This is a genomic window from Marinobacterium sp. MBR-109 (assembly GCF_040547565.1).
Taxonomy (GTDB): Bacteria; Pseudomonadota; Gammaproteobacteria; order Pseudomonadales; family Balneatricaceae; genus Marinobacterium.
The window spans coordinates 461,069-477,413 of sequence record NZ_JBEPPZ010000001.1 but is presented as its reverse complement, the minus strand read 5'-3'; the positions used below and the strand labels follow the sequence as shown (position 1 = coordinate 477,413).

The window sequence follows — 16,345 nt, the reverse complement described above, 5'->3', positions numbered from 1 at the left end:
CAGGAGAGGAGTGCCATGAACAACGTCGCCGTATCCACCTCACTTTTCACACCTTGGGCAGATGATGCTCAGGTTCTGGCTGATGTGGCCAAAGTCGCTCGGGAGCAACTGGCGCCCGCCGCCTACCGTATCGACCATGAGGGTTACTACCCGACCGATATCATGGCAGACCTCGGTCAGGCGGGTGCCTTTGCCGCCCATTTGAACCAGTACGGCAGCCGCTTTGGCCTGGCGCTGGCCAATATGCAGGAGATCAGCCGTCACTGTGGTTCTACCGGCTTCATGACCTGGTGCCATGATGTCTGCGCACTATACATGGAGCAGTCGGGCAACCCGGCTTTGCTGGCGCGTCTTGAAGACCATGTCGCAGGTCGTACCTTCGGCGGCACCGGCCTGTCCAACCCGATGAAGGCGCTGACCGGCATCGAGAAAATGGCACTGAAGGCGAAAAAAGTGCCGGGTGGCTATAGCGTCAGCGGTACCTTGCCATGGGTCAGTCATATCGGACCGGGCCAGTACTGTGGTGCCATTGCGGCGGTTGATCGCGCTGATGGCAGCCGCTCCCATGAGGTGATGTTCCTGCTGGATATTGACGAGCGGGTGCCGTTGCGACCCTGCCCTGAATTCTCCGGCATGGAGGGCACCAGCACTTGGGCGATACCGCTGAATAATTATTTTGTCAGTGAAGACCAGATCATTGCAGACCCCGCCAGACCGTTTATCCAGCGTATTCGTGCCGCATTTGTCCTGTTGCAGGTCGGCATTGCCGCGGGCGTGATTCAGGGTTCCATCGACTCGATTCGTGATGTCGAGAGCCAACTGGGACACGTTAACCAGTATCTGCATAACCGGCCGGATGAACTGCAGGCCGAATTTGATGAAGTTGCCGCAAGGGCTGGGCAGTTGGCTCAAAGTCCCTTCGATGGCAGCAAGGACTATCTGCTCGATGTGCTTGAGCTGCGCGCACATGGCGCTGAGCTGTCGCTGAAAGCCTCACAATCGGCACTGTTGCACCAGGGCGCACGAGGCTACCTGATGAACTCCGCCCCGCAGCGGCGCATCCGCGAAGCCCACTTCGTTGCCATCGTGACACCTGCCATCAAGCACTTGCGCTGGGAGATGGCCAAGTTGATGCAAGAGGAGATGCCGGCATGAGCACTGAAACATTCAGCCCCGAAGAGCGTCCCTGGCGGCAGTATATCTGTCTTGCCTGTGGCCTGATTTATGACGAAGAACAGGGCGACCCGGACAGTGGTCTGGCACCAGGCACCCGTTTCGAAGACATTCCGGATGACTGGGAATGCCCACTGTGCGGCGTCACCAAATCCGATTTTGAACTGCTGGAAGCCAAACCCTTTACTGCGGCCATTCCGGCTGGCCTCAGCTTCAGTCACACCCCCGGCATTATTGTCGTGGGTGCCGGCATTGCTGGCTGGTCAGTGGTTGAGGCGATCCGCAGCCTTGATCTGGAAACACCCATCACCCTGGTCAGTGCCTGTAATGCCAACCGTTATCACAAACCGGAACTGTCCGTGGCCCTGAGCCGTGGCCAGCAACCCGAAGCACTGGTCAGAGAGACGGCCGTCGATGCCGCCAACCGACTGGGTGTGCGCCTGCTCAGTGACACCTTTGTTGTCGGCCTGAGCGCCGCACGCCATGAGCTGCGTACCACACGCGGTACGCTGCGCTACACCCATCTGGTGCTGGCACAGGGTGCAAAACCGGCATTGCCGGATGAATTGCCTGCCTCGCTCTGCTGGCGCATCAACGATCTGGCCGGCTGGAGCGGACTGCATCAGCAACTGGCGGGCAGGCCACAACAGGTCGCCATTGTCGGAGCCGGTATGGTGGGTTGTGAACTGGCAGAAGATCTGACCCGTGCCGGGCATCAGGTCACTCTGCTGGACCGACAGCCTCTGCCGCTGACAGGCCTGATGCCGCCCGAAGCCGGGCAAGCATTACAGCAAAGCCTGTCGGCTCTGGGGGTGAATTACAGGCCCTCGGTTCAGGTCAAGGGTGTCAGTGCTGAAGATGGCCGCAAACAGGTCAGACTCGAGAACGGTGAAACACTGGAGGTCGATCAACTGATCGCCGCCACTGGCCTGAAAACCGACAACCGCCTGGCACAACAGGCAGGATTGGCGTTCAACGGCGGTATTCTGGTGGATCACCAACTGCGCAGCACTGACCCCTACATATATGCGCTGGGCGACTGCATCAGCCTGGATGGTCAGCCCTGCCGTTTTATAGAACCGATACAACAGCAGGCGAGTACGGTCGCCGCGGCTGTACTCGGCCTGGAAACAACACCCTACCAGCACAAAATGCCGGTTATCCGGCTCAAGACCCGAGCTCTGCCATTGGTTCTGCACGGCCTGCCCCAGCAGGACGGCCAATGGGAGATCAGTTACAAAAGTGACAACAGCATGGTCATGCAACAGCGCGTGGGCAATGAGGTTGTCGCCACATTGAATATCGGCCAGCCACTGCAAAGCAGGGCCGCCTGAACCAGCCATTTTTGTCATATAAAGGTGAACATCATGATCAGTACCCGTGAAGAAGTAACTCAGATGATCCTCTCGGCCAAGGTCAGTAAGGGCATCCAGTGGAGGCAGGTTGCCGATGCCATCGGACTTTCGAAAGAGTGGACAACTGCAGGCTGCCTGGGCCAGATGACATTCAACAAGCAGCAAGCCGAAATCGTCGGTGAGATTTTCGGCCTGTCCGATGAAGCCGTTGCCTGGCTGCAGGTGGTGCCCTACAAGGGGTCACTGCCCAGTGCGGTACCCACCGATCCACTGATCTACCGCTGGTATGAAGTGGTCAGCGTGTATGGCACCACCATCAAGGAGCTGATTCATGAGGAGTTCGGTGACGGCATCATGAGTGCCATCGATTTCTCAATGGATATTCAGCGTGAAGAAAATCCGAACGGGGATCGTGTCAACGTGGTCTTATCCGGCAAGTTCCTACCGTATAAATCATATTAAGTCCGGTCGATACTCAGCAGCCCGCTACTGCTGAGTATCGTGTTTTTATCGCTCGGCATGCTGGGTGGTAGGGTTTCCATACACTAGCCCAGTTCCAGCTTGTCACATGGGGCAGGGATGATCGTGCATCCAGGCCCATTCGTCTCATCAATCCAGTGTGTAACTTTCTGGTCTCTCAAGCTGCAGCCCATTGATCGACCCTGTCGGTCTTTACGCTTTTTTTACGCCCCCGGCTGTTTTGCTGTCTCGAACCTTTACGCCTTGCTGTCTGACAATTTGCCTGTCATCCATAACAGAGGGCCTTTCAGGCCACAGGCGATACGATGCGAATTGTCATACTGGGGGCCGGTCAGGTCGGTGCCACCCTGGCTGAACAGCTGTCCGGAGAGTCCAACGACATCACAGTGGTCGATGCCAATGCTGGCCGCTTGCGTACGCTGCAGGACCGGCTTGATATCCGCACGGTAGAGGGGCGTGCCTCGTTTCCTTCGGTACTGGCTCAGGCGGGGTGTGCGGATGCCGATATGCTGGTGGCCGTGACCAACAGTGACGAGGTCAACATGGTGGCCTGTCAGCTGGCACAGTCGCTGTTTAACATTCCTCGAAAAGTGGCGCGCATTCGTGGCAGCAGCTATCTCGGCTGTGCTGATCAACTGTTTCGGACAGGCGCGATTCCGGTAGATGTGCTCATCAGCCCGGAGCAGCTGGTGACCGATCACATCGAACAACTGACACGCTGGCCCGGTGCGCTGCAGGTGCATGATTTCATGAATGGGCTGGTCAAGCTGGCGGTATTTCGGGTCGGAAGCGGCTCCGGTCTGCGGGGCCATACCGTTGCCGAACTCGACAGTCTGCTGCCGGGGGTTGAGGTGCGCATTGTGGCCCTCTATCGGGGCGAGTCTCATGTGTCTTTGCACGGCGATCTTCAGTTTCTCGCGGGTGATGAGGTCTACATGATTGCGACCCCCGCCCATCTTGAAGCCGTGACTCAGCTGTTTGTCGGTAATCGACAGCGCTATCGCCAGATCATGATTGCCGGGGGTGGTAACATCGGCGCATCGCTGGCGGCGCGGCTTGAAGCTCGCTTTAATGTCAAGGTGATCGAAACCCGGCCCGAGCGCTGTCGAGAGATTGCGAATATGCTCGATGCCGCTGTGGTTATCAATGGCAGCGTATCGGAACTGGATATCCTGACCGAGGAGGGGATTGATGAGGTGGATCTTTTCTGTGCCCTCACCAATGATGACGAGGCCAACGTGATGTCATCCATGCTGGCCAAGCGCGCCGGAGCACGTCGGGTGCTGACCATTATCAATAACCCGGCGTATGTGGACCTGGTGGATGGTAATATTATCGACTATGCCATTTCGCCCGAGCAGATCACCATCGGCAGCCTGCTGGCCTATATCCGCAAAGGTGATGTGACGCGGGTGCACGCACTGCGCAAGGGGCAGGCCGAAGCGCTGGAAACGGTGGTACACGGTGATCGCAAGACCTCTCGTATCGTGGGGCGTCAGGTGGGTGAGTTGAAACTGCCGGCCGATACACGTATCGGTGCCATTGTGCGCGGCAACCGGGTCATCATGAGCCATGCGGACACGCGCATCGAGAGCGAAGACCATCTCATTTTCTTTATGACCAGCAAGCAGAGCCTGAAGCAGGTTGAAAAACTGCTGCAGGTTGGACTTGGCTATTTTTGAAGGGATAACAGGATGAAACTCTTTCGCCCGGTACTGTATGTGTGCGGTATGCTGGCTTTCATCATGGCGGGGCTGTTGCTGGCACCTGCGGTTTTTGCCCTGCTGACCGATGACGAGGAGTACAGTACCTTCTTCCTGTCATCCGGCCTCGCTGCACTGGCGGGGTTACTGTTGATGCTGCCGGGCCTTGGCCACCGCTTCACGCTGACGGCACGTCAGCTGTATCTGTTGACCAGCCTGAGCTGGTTATCCCTGTCTTTTTACGGTGCCTTGCCGCTGATGCTAAGTCACCACCCGCTGTCGCTGACTGATGCGGTGTTTGAAGCGGTGTCCGGCATTACCACCACCGGCTCAACCGTGATGTCAGAGCTTGCTGCCCTGCCGCACTCCATACTGCTGTGGCGCTCCATATTGCAGTGGGTCGGAGGACTTGGCGTGATCGGCATGGCAGTGTCGATTCTGCCATTCCTGCAGGTGGGTGGCATGCGTTTGTTCCAGACTGAATCTTCCGACTGGTCGGAAAAGTCACTGCCACGATTTCATGAGATGGCCCGTGCCCTTTTGCTGGTCTATCTGGGTATTACCCTGGCCTGTGCGCTGTCGTATCTGGCGGCTGGCATGACCCTGTTTGATGCCATCAACCATGCCATGACGACCGTTTCTACCGGGGGCTACGCCACCGACGACAGTTCCATGGGGCGTTTCAGCGATACCATTTTATGGATTGCGGTGCTGTTCATGCTGATTGGCGGCATGCCGTTCATGCTCTATATCCGCTTTTTGAGCCAGCGTAATCTGAATGTGTTCAGAGATCAGCAGGCACGAGGATTTCTACTGGTGGTACTTGGCTTGATTAGCCTGCTGACATTGCAGCAGCTGCTCACCACTGAACGAGAGCCGTTTGAAGTGCTGACCCATGCGGCCTTCAATATCGTGTCGGTGATAACGACCACCGGCTATGCGTCATCCGATTACACCCTGTGGGGCTATTTCAGCATCATCTTTTTCTTCATCGTGACCTTTATCGGCGGCTGTTCCGGCTCGACCAGCGGCGGCATGAAAATCTTCCGTTTTCAGCTGTCCTGGCTGTTTCTGCGTGACCAGATGAACAAGCTGGTGCACCCGCGGGGCGTGTTTTCGATCCGCTACAACGGCAAGGCGGTGTCGGACGATATCATGGTGTCGGCGGTGGCGTTTTCGTTTCTGTTCTTTCTCGTACTGGCACTGACCACCCTTGCCTTGGCGGCAACGGGACTCGATTTTGTGACGGCTCTCAGTGGTGCGGCAACTGCACTGACCAACGTGGGCCCGGGCCTCGGTGATATGATCGGCCCGGCCGGCAACTTCGCCGGGGTACCGGACAGCGGCAAGTGGATTCTGGGCTTTGCCATGATACTGGGCCGGCTTGAGCTGCTGACCGTGATGGTGTTGCTGACACCCGTTTTCTGGAGGGGCTAGATCGTGTCCGAGCATCAGGCTGGAAGCACGCAGCGACAGCATTGGCTGTTGGCATCGGCAGCGCCGTTTATGACCACACTGATCTGTTGGCCGCTGGCGGGTCTGCTTCCCAGTGCCAGCCTGTCGCTGCTGTATCTGGCCTGCGTGTTGCTGATCGCCGTACGCACCTCGACCCGACCCGCGCTCTGGTCAGCACTGTTGTCCTTTCTAAGCTATAACTTTTTCTTCACCGAACCCCGTTTTACCCTGTTCATCCTGCACCGTGAAGACATTATTACGGCGCTGGTACTGATGCTGGTGGCCCTGCTGACCGGACAGCTGGCGGCAAGCCTGCGTGAAAAGGTGGATGCGCTTGAGGTCAGCATCCGCTGGAACCGGGATCAGATGGCACTGGCGCAGGCGCTGTCCGATTGCATGGACCCGACTGCACTTGTGGACGAGTTTGCCACCCGATTGAAAGATCGGTTCAGTCATCGCCCCTGTTGCATCGAAGCTCTGGACGAGGCAGAAAACCGCAAGGGTATGGAGCAGCAGGTCGAATCGATTGTTTTGACAGAGCAGGAAGACGGGTATCGTCTTTACCTGCGCGACCAGAATGCAGAGCTGCATGGACTGGCATTTCTGTTTGATGTCGCGCGGATGCCGGAGCTGAAGGTGCAACTCAACTCGGCGCTTGAGCTGTTCAAGCTGGCGTGGAGTCGCATTCAACTGGCTCAGCGGTTGCAGCGGGAAACGCTGGAGAAGGAGCGCGAGCAGCTCAGGTCGGCCCTGCTGTCGTCGATATCGCATGATCTGCGCACACCACTGGCGACCATGATCGGCTCGGTCAGCACCCTCATCGATCTGCCCGGGAGCCTGTCGCACGAGCAGAAGGAGGAGCTGTTGGGCAACACACTGACAGAGGCAAGGCGGCTTGATCGCTATATTCAGAAGCTACTCGATATGACCAAGATCGGACAGGGCGAACTGAAACTGGAACGCGACTGGGTAGGTGTGGATGAAATACTGAGTGTAGCGCTGCGGCGCCTGCAGCCGCTGCTGAGCGGGCAGCGCGTTGAGATCGGCTGTCCGCCCGACCTGCCGCTGTTCAATCTGCATGGAGCGCTGGTTGAACAGGCGATTTTCAATGTGCTGGAAAATGCAGTCCGTTTTACACCGCCCGGCGAGCCGATCCGCATCGATGTTTCCGTGTACGGGGATGACCTGAATATTGATATCACCGATTCGGGGCCCGGTATTCCGGCTGAACACTGGCCGCGCATTTTCGACATGTTCTTTACCCTTTCACGAGGGGATCAGCAGACGGGCGGAACTGGACTGGGCCTGGCGATCTGCCAGAGTGTGCTGGGTGCACATGGTGGAGAGGCCAGCGTTCTGTCCAGCGCACCGGACCGTGGCAGTTGTATCCGGCTGCGTCTGCCGCTTGAACTGACGCACAGGGAGGCATCCGCATGACACGCATCCTGATCATTGATGACGAGCCGCAGATCCGGCGTTTTTTGACCATCAGTCTGGAGTCGCAGGGGTATCAGATTATCGAGGCAGAGTCCGGTCGCAGGGGGCTTGAACAGCTGGCGCTGGAACAGCCGGATCTGGTGGTGCTGGATCTTGGGCTGCCGGATGTGGATGGGCAACAGGTGCTGAAGGATCTGCGCGGGTTCAGTGACCTGCCGGTCATTGTCCTGTCGGTCCGCAACAGCGAAAAGGAAAAGGTACAGGCGCTGGACAGCGGGGCCAACGATTATGTTGAGAAGCCCTTTGGCGTCAAGGAACTGCTGGCCCGCATCAGGGCTGTACTGCGTTCAACCTCGGGCAAGGAGGTGCCGCCCAAGGCCTATGATGATGGCCGCCTGCGGATCGACTACCACTTGCGGACGGTGGTGCTGGCCGGTGAGCGGGTGCACTTCTCGCCACGGGAGTATGACCTGCTGCTGGAACTGGTACAGCATCCGGGTCAGATACTGACGCAACAGTACCTACTGAAAAAGTTCTGGGGACCATCCCATCTGGAAGACAGCCACTATCTGCGCATTTTCATTCGCCAGATCCGCAGCAAACTGGGGGACGACCCGGCCCGGCCTACCTATATTGAGACCGAGCCGGGTGTTGGCTATCGCTTTATTGGCGGCAGTTAACCGAGCAACGCCCCGGCCAGCCGCTCATAGCTGCGCAGGCGATCATGGTAGTCGTGGGTCACGGTGACAACCCCCACTTCCTCGGACTGGTAGCGGTCGGCCACGCGGGTGATCTGTTCGGCGCACTCATCGGCTGTCCCCAGTATCATTGAGTTCATAACCGCATCAAAGAATGCCTGATCTGACGGGCTCAGCTGCTGTTTCAGCCGCAGTGCTTCATCCGGGCTTTTCACCACTTCTCGAATTCCCTGACGGAACGCCATCACCTTCCAGTACACCGCTGGCGCTGCCAGATACTCGGCCTGTTCACGGCTGTCGGCGCAGAGTGCGGCGACCGCGATGCTGGCCTCGGGCTCACCTGCATGACCGGCATCGCGCCAGGCCTGTTTGTATTCGCTGATGACGCTGGGCGGTGCCGGGTCGGGGCTGATGAACAGGGCCAGACACATCTTCATGCCGACCTGGCCGGCGAGCCCGGCGCTGCCGCCGCTGGAGCCGAGCATCCAGGTCTGCGGGATGGCGGGTTTGCCCGGCATTACCTGCAGGCTCTGGTAGGGATGATCTTCCGGCAGGCTGTGGTGCAGCAGATTCTGCAGCAGCCAGGATTGCTCGGCGTAGTCTTCCAGTCCCGGCTGGGCGGGGTAGGCCAGCGCATGGGATGCCAGCGCGTCACCGCCCGGTGCGCGACCAATGCCCAGATCGATACGACCCGGATATAGGGTTTCCAGCATGCTGAACTGCTCGGCCACCTTGTAGGGGCTGTAGTGGGTCAGCATGACGCCGCCGCTGCCAACACGGATACGCTCCGTTACGCTGGCGATATGGCTGATCAGTATCTCTGGGCAGGGGCCGGCGAAGTTGATGCTGTTGTGGTGCTCGGCCAGCCAGTAGCGATGATAGCCAAGGCGGTCGCAGGTCTGGGCCAGCTCAACCGTCAGGGCTACAGGCGAAATGTCGCTGGGCAGGCCCTGCACGGGAGATTGGTCAACAACGGTCAGTTTCAAAGTCATGGGTATTCCTGAATTCCTTGGAGCCTGTTTTCAGGCCGGGCTCAGCTCAGCGTTCGTTCTGCTCCCGCTTGGGGAACAGCCAGAAGGCGAACCAGCGGGTGAAGCGAGGCATCAGCAGGTAAGACATGGCGATCATCACCACGGCGGTAATCAGCATGGTGCGCAGCAGCAGCGGTACCTGTGCCAGCAGATCGCCAAACAGCAAAAAGATGATCGTCACCGTGGGGTAGAGTGCCAGCCAGCTGACAAAGGTCATTTTGTACTTGGGCGGTGGCTTGACCGGGTTGTGGCCGGGCAGGGTAAACCAGGTAACGATGCCTGAGGTGGTCTCCACCTGGCTGGGAGTGACCAACAGGGGTTCGATCTGTTCCAGCAGTTCGGCGCGTTCGGCAGACTGCTGCCAGGCAGACAGGCAGGTCTCGTCGGTAAACTTGAAAATGATGCGATACTCGGGATCGTCGGAACTGGCAGGGCGAAACATGTTGGCGCCGAGGTAACCGGGGTAACGCGCCGCACGCTCGGTCATCTGACTGCTGAGGCGTTCGAATTCGGCTTCCTGGCCCTTGACGACGCGACGGGAGATTACCACCGTAACGGGGTTGATACTGTTGTCCGCTGAGGTCTGGTCTGACATGTCGATGTCCTGAATCCCGAAAATGAGTGGAGAAAGCCGAAGCCGAGTGGTGTAGCATCAAACGATTCGGCTTGCACGATCCGCCTGATGATGCTCAATATAGGCGTTCAGGGATATTTATCCACACGCTGCGCGGGACGGCGTGATTTCATTTTTGAGAACTACACTATGAACTATCAGGATCTGTACTACTTCATCAAGGTGGTCGAGAAGGGGAGTCTGGTGGCGGCGGCGCGCTATCTGGATATTCCGACTTCAACCCTGTCACGCCGGCTGCAGGCGTTCGAGCAGGATTTGGGCTACAAGCTGGTCCATCGCAGCTCGAAAAAATTCGGCCTGACGGAGTCCGGTCAGCGCTTTTACAACAGCCTGTCCAGCGTCGTGACCGAGCTGGAGATGCGCACCGAGGATGTGAATACCGAGCTGTCCTCAATGTCGGGCGATATCAAGATCACCGCACCACTGACCCTTGGGCACCATTACGTCAAGAACTGGGTGTTCGAGTTTATGGAGATGAACCCGCGCATCAGTGTCGAGATGTTTCTCAGCAACGAGAACGTGGATCTGGTGAAGAACAGCATCGATATCGCCTTTAGACTGGGCAAGGTCACGCTCAACGACTGGGTAATGCGCCCCCTGCTCAGTACCGAGATGGTGGTGGTGGCCACACCTGAGTTGCTTGGCCGCCACACACCACCCCAGCGGCCCGAAGAGTTGAGCCAGTTGCCGCTGGTGGTACTCAAGCGTTCGGCATTCTGGCGTTTTATGGACCCGGATGGTCACGCGATTACCTTCACCCCGCATGCCCATTTGCGAACCGATGAGATCCGCTTTGCCGTGGATGCGGTAAAGAAGAATCTGGGTGTCTGTTGCATGCCACGCTACGTTGTCGCGGCAGAACTGGAGCGGGGCGAGTTGGTCCAGTTGCTGCCCCAGTGGTCGATGGAGGGAAGGACCATGCATATGCTCTATCCACACCGGGAAAGCCTGCCGGTCAAAACCCGGGCCTTTATCGAGTTCGTCATGGACAAGGTGGCGCACATGGAGGCAGGTATGGCCGAGTGACGTTGATTAAAAAACAGGCATTGCATCGAGGGGTCTTTTACCTATAATTAAGCCGTTAACAATAATTACAAAATACGGTGCAAGCCATGTTCTCCAACGTGCTCAGTAATACTGTGATTTTTGATCAGGCACACCCGCTGGAAGTGTCCGAATACGTCAATCGCCATGTAGGACACCACAAGCTTGAGTTTGCCGATCGCGAGTGTAGTCGTTCACCGGCCTCGCGACTGAACCACCGGGACTTTGCCGGTCTTGGTCTGTCATCCATCAGTTATGGCGATCAGGTGGATGTGCGCTGCCCTGAACTGCAGGGGATCTATCATTTTCAGGTCGTTACCCGTGGCGAGTGCCACTGGCGCTTCCGTGATAAAAGTGTTCGGCTCTTGCCTGGTCAAGCACTTATGGTTAATCCCAATGAGCAAGTATCTTTAACCTATTCTGCTGATTGTGAAAAAGTTGTTGTCACAGTACCTCAAGCTCTAATCAGCGAAGTAAGCCTTCATGAGGCAGGTTTATTGCCTCGTGAAGGAATAAAGTTTTCATGTGATGTTATAAACTTGAACAAATCATTAGGTTTCTTGAAGTTGCTTGAAGCGTTGCTGCTGGAGGCCAATGAAACCGAGCTGGACCTGAGCCATCTGCAGCTGCCCTACCGCGATATTCTGATTCGCAAGCTGTTACAGCAGTTTGACAGCAATGCGGCTTCGGGACGTGACCTGCATGCCAATGATCGCAGTTTTTCCCACCTGCTGGCCTACGTCGAGGCCAATATCCGTGATGATCTGAGTGTTGAAGAACTGGCGCAGGTCGGTAACGTCAGTGTACGTACCGTATACAACCTGTTCGCCAAATATTTCAATGTGACACCCAAGCTGTTCATCAAGCAATCCAAACTGAAAAGCCTGCGTGAAGAGCTGGTCAGTGGCAAGGCGGTTCGCAATGTAACCGAGGTGGCGCTGGACTATGGCTTCACCCACCTGGGCCGTTTCTCGTCCGACTATCGCAAGATGTTTGGTGAGCTGCCGTCCGAGACACTGCGCCGCAAGCGTTGATCGCGCTGTACCTCGCGGCTGAATGACCTTAGGCGACATACCGGATCAGGTGTGCCGCTTGAGGTGCTGCTGGCCGCAGATGGCTTCCGTCACCTGCTCGGCGCATCCAGTGAGTTGCTGCTGCAGCGCCGAGCCGGGACGGATGTCCGTATCACCCGCCATCCCCATCAAACTGATGACCGACGATATATTGCCGTTGATATCGAAGATGGCGCTGGCGGCCACATTCAGATCGGGCAGATAATCGCCGTAGAAACAGCACAGGTTGTCCTGTCTGACTTGATCCAAATGCTCCCGGAATGCATCACGCTGCAGCAACTTGCCGCCATGACGCGGCAGGGCCAGCGGTTGCTGGAAAAATGCATCCAGCATGGCTTCGCGTCGCTCCTGCGGCAGGTTGGCCAGGAAGATACGACCGGAGACCGAGAAGAAGGGGGACAGCTCCAGCCCCAGCCGAATGTTGACGGCGACCGGCTGGCTGGCATCCAGCCATTTGATGACCAGTGGTGCCTGGCCGTTCCAGACCGTCACCGACACGGTCTTGTCCGTGGTTTCATTGAGTTCTTCAACGGCTGTGAATGCCAGCCTGATCGGGTCGATGCGGCGGATGGCTGCCACGCCAAGGGTCAGGCAGGATCTGCCCAGGGTATAGCTGCTTCCGTTGTCATGCATGATGTAGCCCATGCGCAGCAGACTGACAATGTACTTGTGCAACCGGCTGGGCGATAGCTCAAGCTGGTCGGACAGGTTTTTAAGCGTCAGCGGTCTGGGCGACTCGGCGATGGTATCCAGAATTCGCAGACCGATCTCAAGAGAGCCGATCCCCTGACGTGGGGTTTCAGAGGCTTTTTCAGTGTCCGCAGTCATGGGCGGGGGTCCCTGTAGCGCTGCATAAATAGGGGATTGTACCAAGTATTCACCCCGGGCCGGACACACCCCGGGCCGGAATCAGCCCGGAGTGCAGCGTGGAAAGTGGGTCAGACACCGAGGTAGGACTCAACCTCGTCCAGCCGTGACAGCAGCTGTTCCGAGTTGTCGTTGAACACCACTTTGCCTTTGACCAGCACCACATGCCGGTCACACAGCTCCTTGAGTACCTGGATGTTCTTGTCCACGATCAGGGTGGAAATACCGCTCTCCTTGATGGTGCGAATCACGTCCCAGATCTCCTTGCGAATCAGGGGCGCCAACCCCTCGGTGGCTTCATCCAGAATCAGCAGATCCGGATTGGTGACCAACGCTCGGCCGATGGCCAGCATCTGCTGCTCACCGCCGGACAGTTGGGTGCCCAGATTGCTCAACCGTTCCTGAAGGCGCGGAAAGGTTTCCAGTACCCGTTCGTAATTCCAGTGCTGCTCGCCACGATTGTTGGGGCGTGCGGCCATTTCAAGATGCTCCTTGACCGTCAGGTTGTGGAACATGCCGCGACCTTCGGGAACATAGGCAATGTCCTTTCGCATCCGCTGCCAGGTGGGCAGAGCAGAGATCTCTTCGCCCTGAAAGAACACATGGCCGCTGCGTGGCTGGACCAGCCCCAGAATCGACTTCAGCGTGGTGGTCTTGCCCATGCCGTTACGTCCCATCAGGCTGACGGCCTGACCGGCTTCGATATCGAAGCCGACGCCGTGCAGGATGTGGCTTTCATCGTAGAAGCTGTGCAGTCCCTTTACTTCAAGCAGTTTAGTCATCTTCAGAATACCTCGTCGTCCTGGCCTAGGTAGGCTTCCTTCACGCGGGGGTCATCACGTACCTGATCCACCGTACCGGTGATCAGATGCTGACCGTCCACCATCACCGTGAGCTGGTCCGACAGTTCGAACACTGCATCCATGTCGTGCTCAACCAGCACGATGCAGTATTCCCGTTTCAGTTTTTTCAACAATTCGATGATCAACAGTGACTCTTCATGCCCCATGCCCGCCATGGGTTCGTCCAGCAGAAGAACCTCGGGGGCTGTTGCCAGCACCATGGCGATCTCCAGCTGACGCTGTTCGCCGTAGCTGATGTGTGAAGCGATTTCGTCACGCCGCGCACCGAGGCCGACCTTCTCCAGGGCTTCGGTGGCGATCTCATCCAGCACTTTCTGGGTGTAGCGCGAACGCAGGAAGTTGAAGTTGCCGCCCATGCGTCGTTGTACCGCTACGCAACAGTTTTCCAGGCAGGTCGCGCCGGGGTAGATGTTGGTTTTCTGGAAGCTGCGACCAATCCCTCGGCGGGCAAAGGCGTGGGGCTTGATCGCCTCGATCGGCTCCCCCTTGTGCAGAATCCGCCCGCTGGTGGGTTTGTAATGGCCGCACAGCAGGTTCAGCAGGGTACTTTTACCGGCCCCGTTGGGTCCGACAACACCGTGCAGTTCCTTGTCACGAAATTGGAGGGAGATGTCATCCAGTGCTTTCAGGCCACCCCAGTATTTGCACAGGCCCTCGGTTTCCAGCATCAGCTCTGTGGTCATGAGCGTTTCTCCAGCAGTTTCTCCAGATAGCCGGCAATGCCGTTCTTGAACACCATTACCATTGCGATGATCAGAATGCCCATGAACAGCATCCAGTGCTCGGTCATGTGCTCAAGGCCGTAATGCAGCCCTTCATACACGAAGGTGCCGAGAATGGCGCCATAGATGGAGCCCATACCACCCAGAATCGACATCACCAGTGCCGAGCCGGAGGTGGTCCAGGCCAGCATGGATGGGTTGACGAAGCCGTACTGCAGGGTGAACAGATAGCCGGCATAGGCACCCAGCGCAGAGGCGATCACGTAGCTCATCAGGCGGAACAGAAAGATGTTGTAGCCAAGCGCTGTGGTACGGCTGGGATTTTGGTGAATCGCGTCGACCACACGACCGAAGCGGGAGCGGATCAGCAGCTTGAAAAACACCAGGGTGTTGAACAGCGACAGCAGGCAGAGATAGTAGAAGTGGACCGGGTTATCCAGATCGAACAGGCTCAGGCCGAAAATGCTGGTTTCGGGCTTCACATAAATGAACAGCCCGTCATTGCCACCAAACTGAATGGAGTCGGAGAAGAAATAATACGCCATCTGGGCAAAGGCCAGGGTGATCATGATCATGTAGATGCCGCTGGTACGCAGCACCAGGAAGCCGATCACCAGTGCAATGGCGGCGGCGATCATGCACACATAGAAGGTATATACCCAGAAATTGACCTCGGTGTACTCCGGCGCAATCATCCAGAACAGATAACCGCCCAAACCATAAAACATGGCATGGCCCAGAGTGATCAGGCCACAGCGGCCCACCAGATAGTCCAGCGACATCACGAACAGGGCAAAGATCATGATGCTGGTCAGCTTGCTGACATAAAAGGTGTTCTGCTCCAGAAACAGCGGCAACAGCAGTGCCAGCGGAAAGAACACCCAGATGAAGATGCGTTCGGTACGTTTATTGAACAACATGACACAGACTCCGGATCAGGAAGAGAACAAGCCCTGCGGCTTGATCAGCAGGATGAACGCCATCAGGATGTAGATCATCATGCTCGAGATTTGGGGTACCAGAACGGACGAAAAGGTATCCACCAGTCCCACCAGAAGTGCCGCAACAAAGGCGCCCTTGATCGACCCCATGCCACCAATGACCACCACTACAAAACAGGTGATCAGCACATGTTCACCCATACCGGGCATGATGGAGGACATGGGTGCAGACGCCACGCCTGCAATGGCGGCGAGCATCACGCCGATGGCGAATACAATGGTGTAGAGGCGACGGATATCGATGCCCAGACACTCCACCATCTCGCGGTTGGATTCGCCGGCGCGGATCAGCATGCCCAGACGGGTCTTGTTGATCATGTAATACATGACAAAGGCGATGGCGATACAGAGCAGCGCTACAAAGATGCGGTAGACCGGGTACTCGATCACATCGGTCAGCGGTACACGGCCGGACAGCGCTTCGGGTACCGGTACGCCAAGGGGGTCGTTGCCCCAGAGCAGGCTCTGCAGGGCGTTGAAGACAAAGATCATACCGATGGTGAGCAACACCTGATCCAGGTGGTTGCGCCGGTAGAGGTGGCGTATCAGACCCCGCTCCATGACGATGCCGATCAGCAGAGCGATGGCGGCAGAGATCAGTGCACTGATGCCGAAGCTGCCGGTATGTTCAAAGAAATACCAGGCAAGATAGGCGCCAACCATGAACATGGAACCATGCGCCAGATTGAGGATGCCCATGACGCCAAATACCAGCGTCAGGCCGGAAGCGATCAAAAACAGCAGCAGTCCATACTGCAAGCCGTTGATCAGCTGCACAAGAAACAAAGAGGTGGTCATAACAGCACCCG

The 16,345-nt window shown here is 57.3% G+C and carries 16 protein-coding genes; 9 read left to right on the top strand and 7 right to left on the bottom strand.

The genetic code is table 11. The features are described 5' to 3' along the window. The first annotated feature begins 15 nt into the window (after positions 1 to 15). From ABIE60_RS02290 to ABIE60_RS02260, 7 genes are all read left to right on the top strand, one after another. Positions 16 to 1,155, top strand: a complete 1,140-nt coding sequence (locus ABIE60_RS02290) for an acyl-CoA dehydrogenase family protein (RefSeq protein WP_354467424.1) — start codon at positions 16 to 18, stop codon at positions 1,153 to 1,155. Continuing rightward, positions 1,152 to 2,507 carry an FAD-dependent oxidoreductase gene (locus tag ABIE60_RS02285; protein ID WP_354467422.1) on the top strand — a complete coding sequence of 452 codons (1,356 nt, stop codon included), beginning with the start codon at positions 1,152 to 1,154 and terminating at the stop codon, positions 2,505 to 2,507. Before ABIE60_RS02290 ends, ABIE60_RS02285 begins: the two co-directional genes overlap by 4 nt. Before the next feature lie 33 nt (positions 2,508 to 2,540). Then, a complete protein-coding gene (cynS, locus tag ABIE60_RS02280) occupies positions 2,541 to 2,990 on the top strand; it encodes a cyanase (protein ID WP_354467420.1) in 450 nt (149 codons plus the stop codon). A 323-nt stretch (positions 2,991 to 3,313) separates the two neighbouring features. Further along, the gene (gene trkA, locus ABIE60_RS02275; protein ID WP_354467419.1) at positions 3,314 to 4,690 is read left to right on the top strand and encodes a Trk system potassium transporter TrkA; all 1,377 of its coding nucleotides are present in this window, start codon (positions 3,314 to 3,316) and stop codon (positions 4,688 to 4,690) included. A 12-nt stretch (positions 4,691 to 4,702) separates the two neighbouring features. Then, positions 4,703 to 6,148 carry a TrkH family potassium uptake protein gene (locus ABIE60_RS02270; RefSeq protein WP_354467418.1) on the top strand — a complete coding sequence of 482 codons (1,446 nt, stop codon included), beginning with the start codon at positions 4,703 to 4,705 and terminating at the stop codon, positions 6,146 to 6,148. 3 nt (positions 6,149 to 6,151) lie between these two features. Continuing rightward, positions 6,152 to 7,603 carry a sensor histidine kinase gene (locus ABIE60_RS02265; protein WP_354467417.1) on the top strand — a complete coding sequence of 484 codons (1,452 nt, stop codon included), beginning with the start codon at positions 6,152 to 6,154 and terminating at the stop codon, positions 7,601 to 7,603. Continuing rightward, a complete protein-coding gene (locus tag ABIE60_RS02260) occupies positions 7,600 to 8,283 on the top strand; it encodes a response regulator (RefSeq protein ID WP_354467415.1) in 684 nt (227 codons plus the stop codon). Before ABIE60_RS02265 ends, ABIE60_RS02260 begins: the two co-directional genes overlap by 4 nt. Here the strand turns inward: ABIE60_RS02260 and ABIE60_RS02255 are convergent. Continuing rightward, positions 8,280 to 9,293 carry an LLM class flavin-dependent oxidoreductase gene (locus ABIE60_RS02255; RefSeq protein WP_354467413.1) on the bottom strand — a complete coding sequence of 338 codons (1,014 nt, stop codon included), beginning with the start codon at positions 9,291 to 9,293 and terminating at the stop codon, positions 8,280 to 8,282. The genes ABIE60_RS02260 and ABIE60_RS02255 overlap by 4 nt on opposite strands. Before the next feature lie 46 nt (positions 9,294 to 9,339). Beyond that, a complete protein-coding gene (locus ABIE60_RS02250; protein ID WP_354467411.1) occupies positions 9,340 to 9,927 on the bottom strand; it encodes an antibiotic biosynthesis monooxygenase in 588 nt (195 codons plus the stop codon). Between the two features lie 168 nt (positions 9,928 to 10,095). Here ABIE60_RS02250 and ABIE60_RS02245 point away from each other — a divergent pair, with 168 nt between their 5' ends. Continuing rightward, complete coding sequence (locus tag ABIE60_RS02245; protein ID WP_354467409.1) at positions 10,096 to 10,992, top strand: LysR family transcriptional regulator; 897 nt, start codon at positions 10,096 to 10,098, stop codon at positions 10,990 to 10,992. A gap of 86 nt (positions 10,993 to 11,078) precedes the next feature. Then, the gene (locus ABIE60_RS02240) at positions 11,079 to 12,044 is read left to right on the top strand and encodes an AraC family transcriptional regulator (RefSeq protein WP_354467407.1); all 966 of its coding nucleotides are present in this window, start codon (positions 11,079 to 11,081) and stop codon (positions 12,042 to 12,044) included. Positions 12,045 to 12,089: 45 nt separating this feature from the next. Here ABIE60_RS02240 and ABIE60_RS02235 read toward each other — a convergent pair whose 3' ends face one another. From ABIE60_RS02235 to ABIE60_RS02215, 5 genes are all read right to left on the bottom strand, one after another. Further along, complete coding sequence (locus ABIE60_RS02235) at positions 12,090 to 12,911, bottom strand: IclR family transcriptional regulator (RefSeq protein ID WP_354467405.1); 822 nt, start codon at positions 12,909 to 12,911, stop codon at positions 12,090 to 12,092. Between the two features lie 110 nt (positions 12,912 to 13,021). Beyond that, positions 13,022 to 13,732 carry an ABC transporter ATP-binding protein gene (locus ABIE60_RS02230; protein WP_354467403.1) on the bottom strand — a complete coding sequence of 237 codons (711 nt, stop codon included), beginning with the start codon at positions 13,730 to 13,732 and terminating at the stop codon, positions 13,022 to 13,024. A gap of 2 nt (positions 13,733 to 13,734) precedes the next feature. Next, positions 13,735 to 14,496 carry an ABC transporter ATP-binding protein gene (locus ABIE60_RS02225; RefSeq protein WP_354467401.1) on the bottom strand — a complete coding sequence of 254 codons (762 nt, stop codon included), beginning with the start codon at positions 14,494 to 14,496 and terminating at the stop codon, positions 13,735 to 13,737. Beyond that, positions 14,493 to 15,455, bottom strand: coding sequence for a branched-chain amino acid ABC transporter permease (locus tag ABIE60_RS02220; RefSeq protein ID WP_354467400.1), 963 nt, complete (start codon positions 15,453 to 15,455; stop codon positions 14,493 to 14,495). Before ABIE60_RS02220 ends, ABIE60_RS02225 begins: the two co-directional genes overlap by 4 nt. Positions 15,456 to 15,470: 15 nt before the next feature. Then, positions 15,471 to 16,334, bottom strand: a complete 864-nt coding sequence (locus ABIE60_RS02215) for a branched-chain amino acid ABC transporter permease (protein WP_354467398.1) — start codon at positions 16,332 to 16,334, stop codon at positions 15,471 to 15,473. Positions 16,335 to 16,345 lie beyond the last annotated feature (11 nt).

Bases quoted from the DNA above. Each gene is read 5' to 3' on its own strand.
- ABIE60_RS02290 (WP_354467424.1), top strand. From the start codon at position 16: ATGAACAACGTCGCCGTATCCACCTCACTTTTCACACCTTGGGCAGAT.
- ABIE60_RS02285 (WP_354467422.1), top strand. From the start codon at position 1,152: ATGAGCACTGAAACATTCAGCCCCGAAGAGCGTCCCTGGCGGCAGTAT.
- cynS (WP_354467420.1), top strand. From the start codon at position 2,541: ATGATCAGTACCCGTGAAGAAGTAACTCAGATGATCCTCTCGGCCAAG.
- trkA (WP_354467419.1), top strand. From the start codon at position 3,314: ATGCGAATTGTCATACTGGGGGCCGGTCAGGTCGGTGCCACCCTGGCT.
- ABIE60_RS02270 (WP_354467418.1), top strand. From the start codon at position 4,703: ATGAAACTCTTTCGCCCGGTACTGTATGTGTGCGGTATGCTGGCTTTC.
- ABIE60_RS02260 (WP_354467415.1), top strand. From the start codon at position 7,600: ATGACACGCATCCTGATCATTGATGACGAGCCGCAGATCCGGCGTTTT.
- ABIE60_RS02255 (WP_354467413.1), bottom strand. From the start codon at position 9,293: ATGACTTTGAAACTGACCGTTGTTGACCAATCTCCCGTGCAGGGCCTG.
- ABIE60_RS02250 (WP_354467411.1), bottom strand. From the start codon at position 9,927: ATGTCAGACCAGACCTCAGCGGACAACAGTATCAACCCCGTTACGGTG.
- ABIE60_RS02245 (WP_354467409.1), top strand. From the start codon at position 10,096: ATGAACTATCAGGATCTGTACTACTTCATCAAGGTGGTCGAGAAGGGG.
- ABIE60_RS02240 (WP_354467407.1), top strand. From the start codon at position 11,079: ATGTTCTCCAACGTGCTCAGTAATACTGTGATTTTTGATCAGGCACAC.
- ABIE60_RS02235 (WP_354467405.1), bottom strand. From the start codon at position 12,911: ATGACTGCGGACACTGAAAAAGCCTCTGAAACCCCACGTCAGGGGATC.
- ABIE60_RS02230 (WP_354467403.1), bottom strand. From the start codon at position 13,732: ATGACTAAACTGCTTGAAGTAAAGGGACTGCACAGCTTCTACGATGAA.
- ABIE60_RS02225 (WP_354467401.1), bottom strand. From the start codon at position 14,496: ATGACCACAGAGCTGATGCTGGAAACCGAGGGCCTGTGCAAATACTGG.
- ABIE60_RS02220 (WP_354467400.1), bottom strand. From the start codon at position 15,455: ATGTTGTTCAATAAACGTACCGAACGCATCTTCATCTGGGTGTTCTTT.
- ABIE60_RS02215 (WP_354467398.1), bottom strand. From the start codon at position 16,334: ATGACCACCTCTTTGTTTCTTGTGCAGCTGATCAACGGCTTGCAGTAT.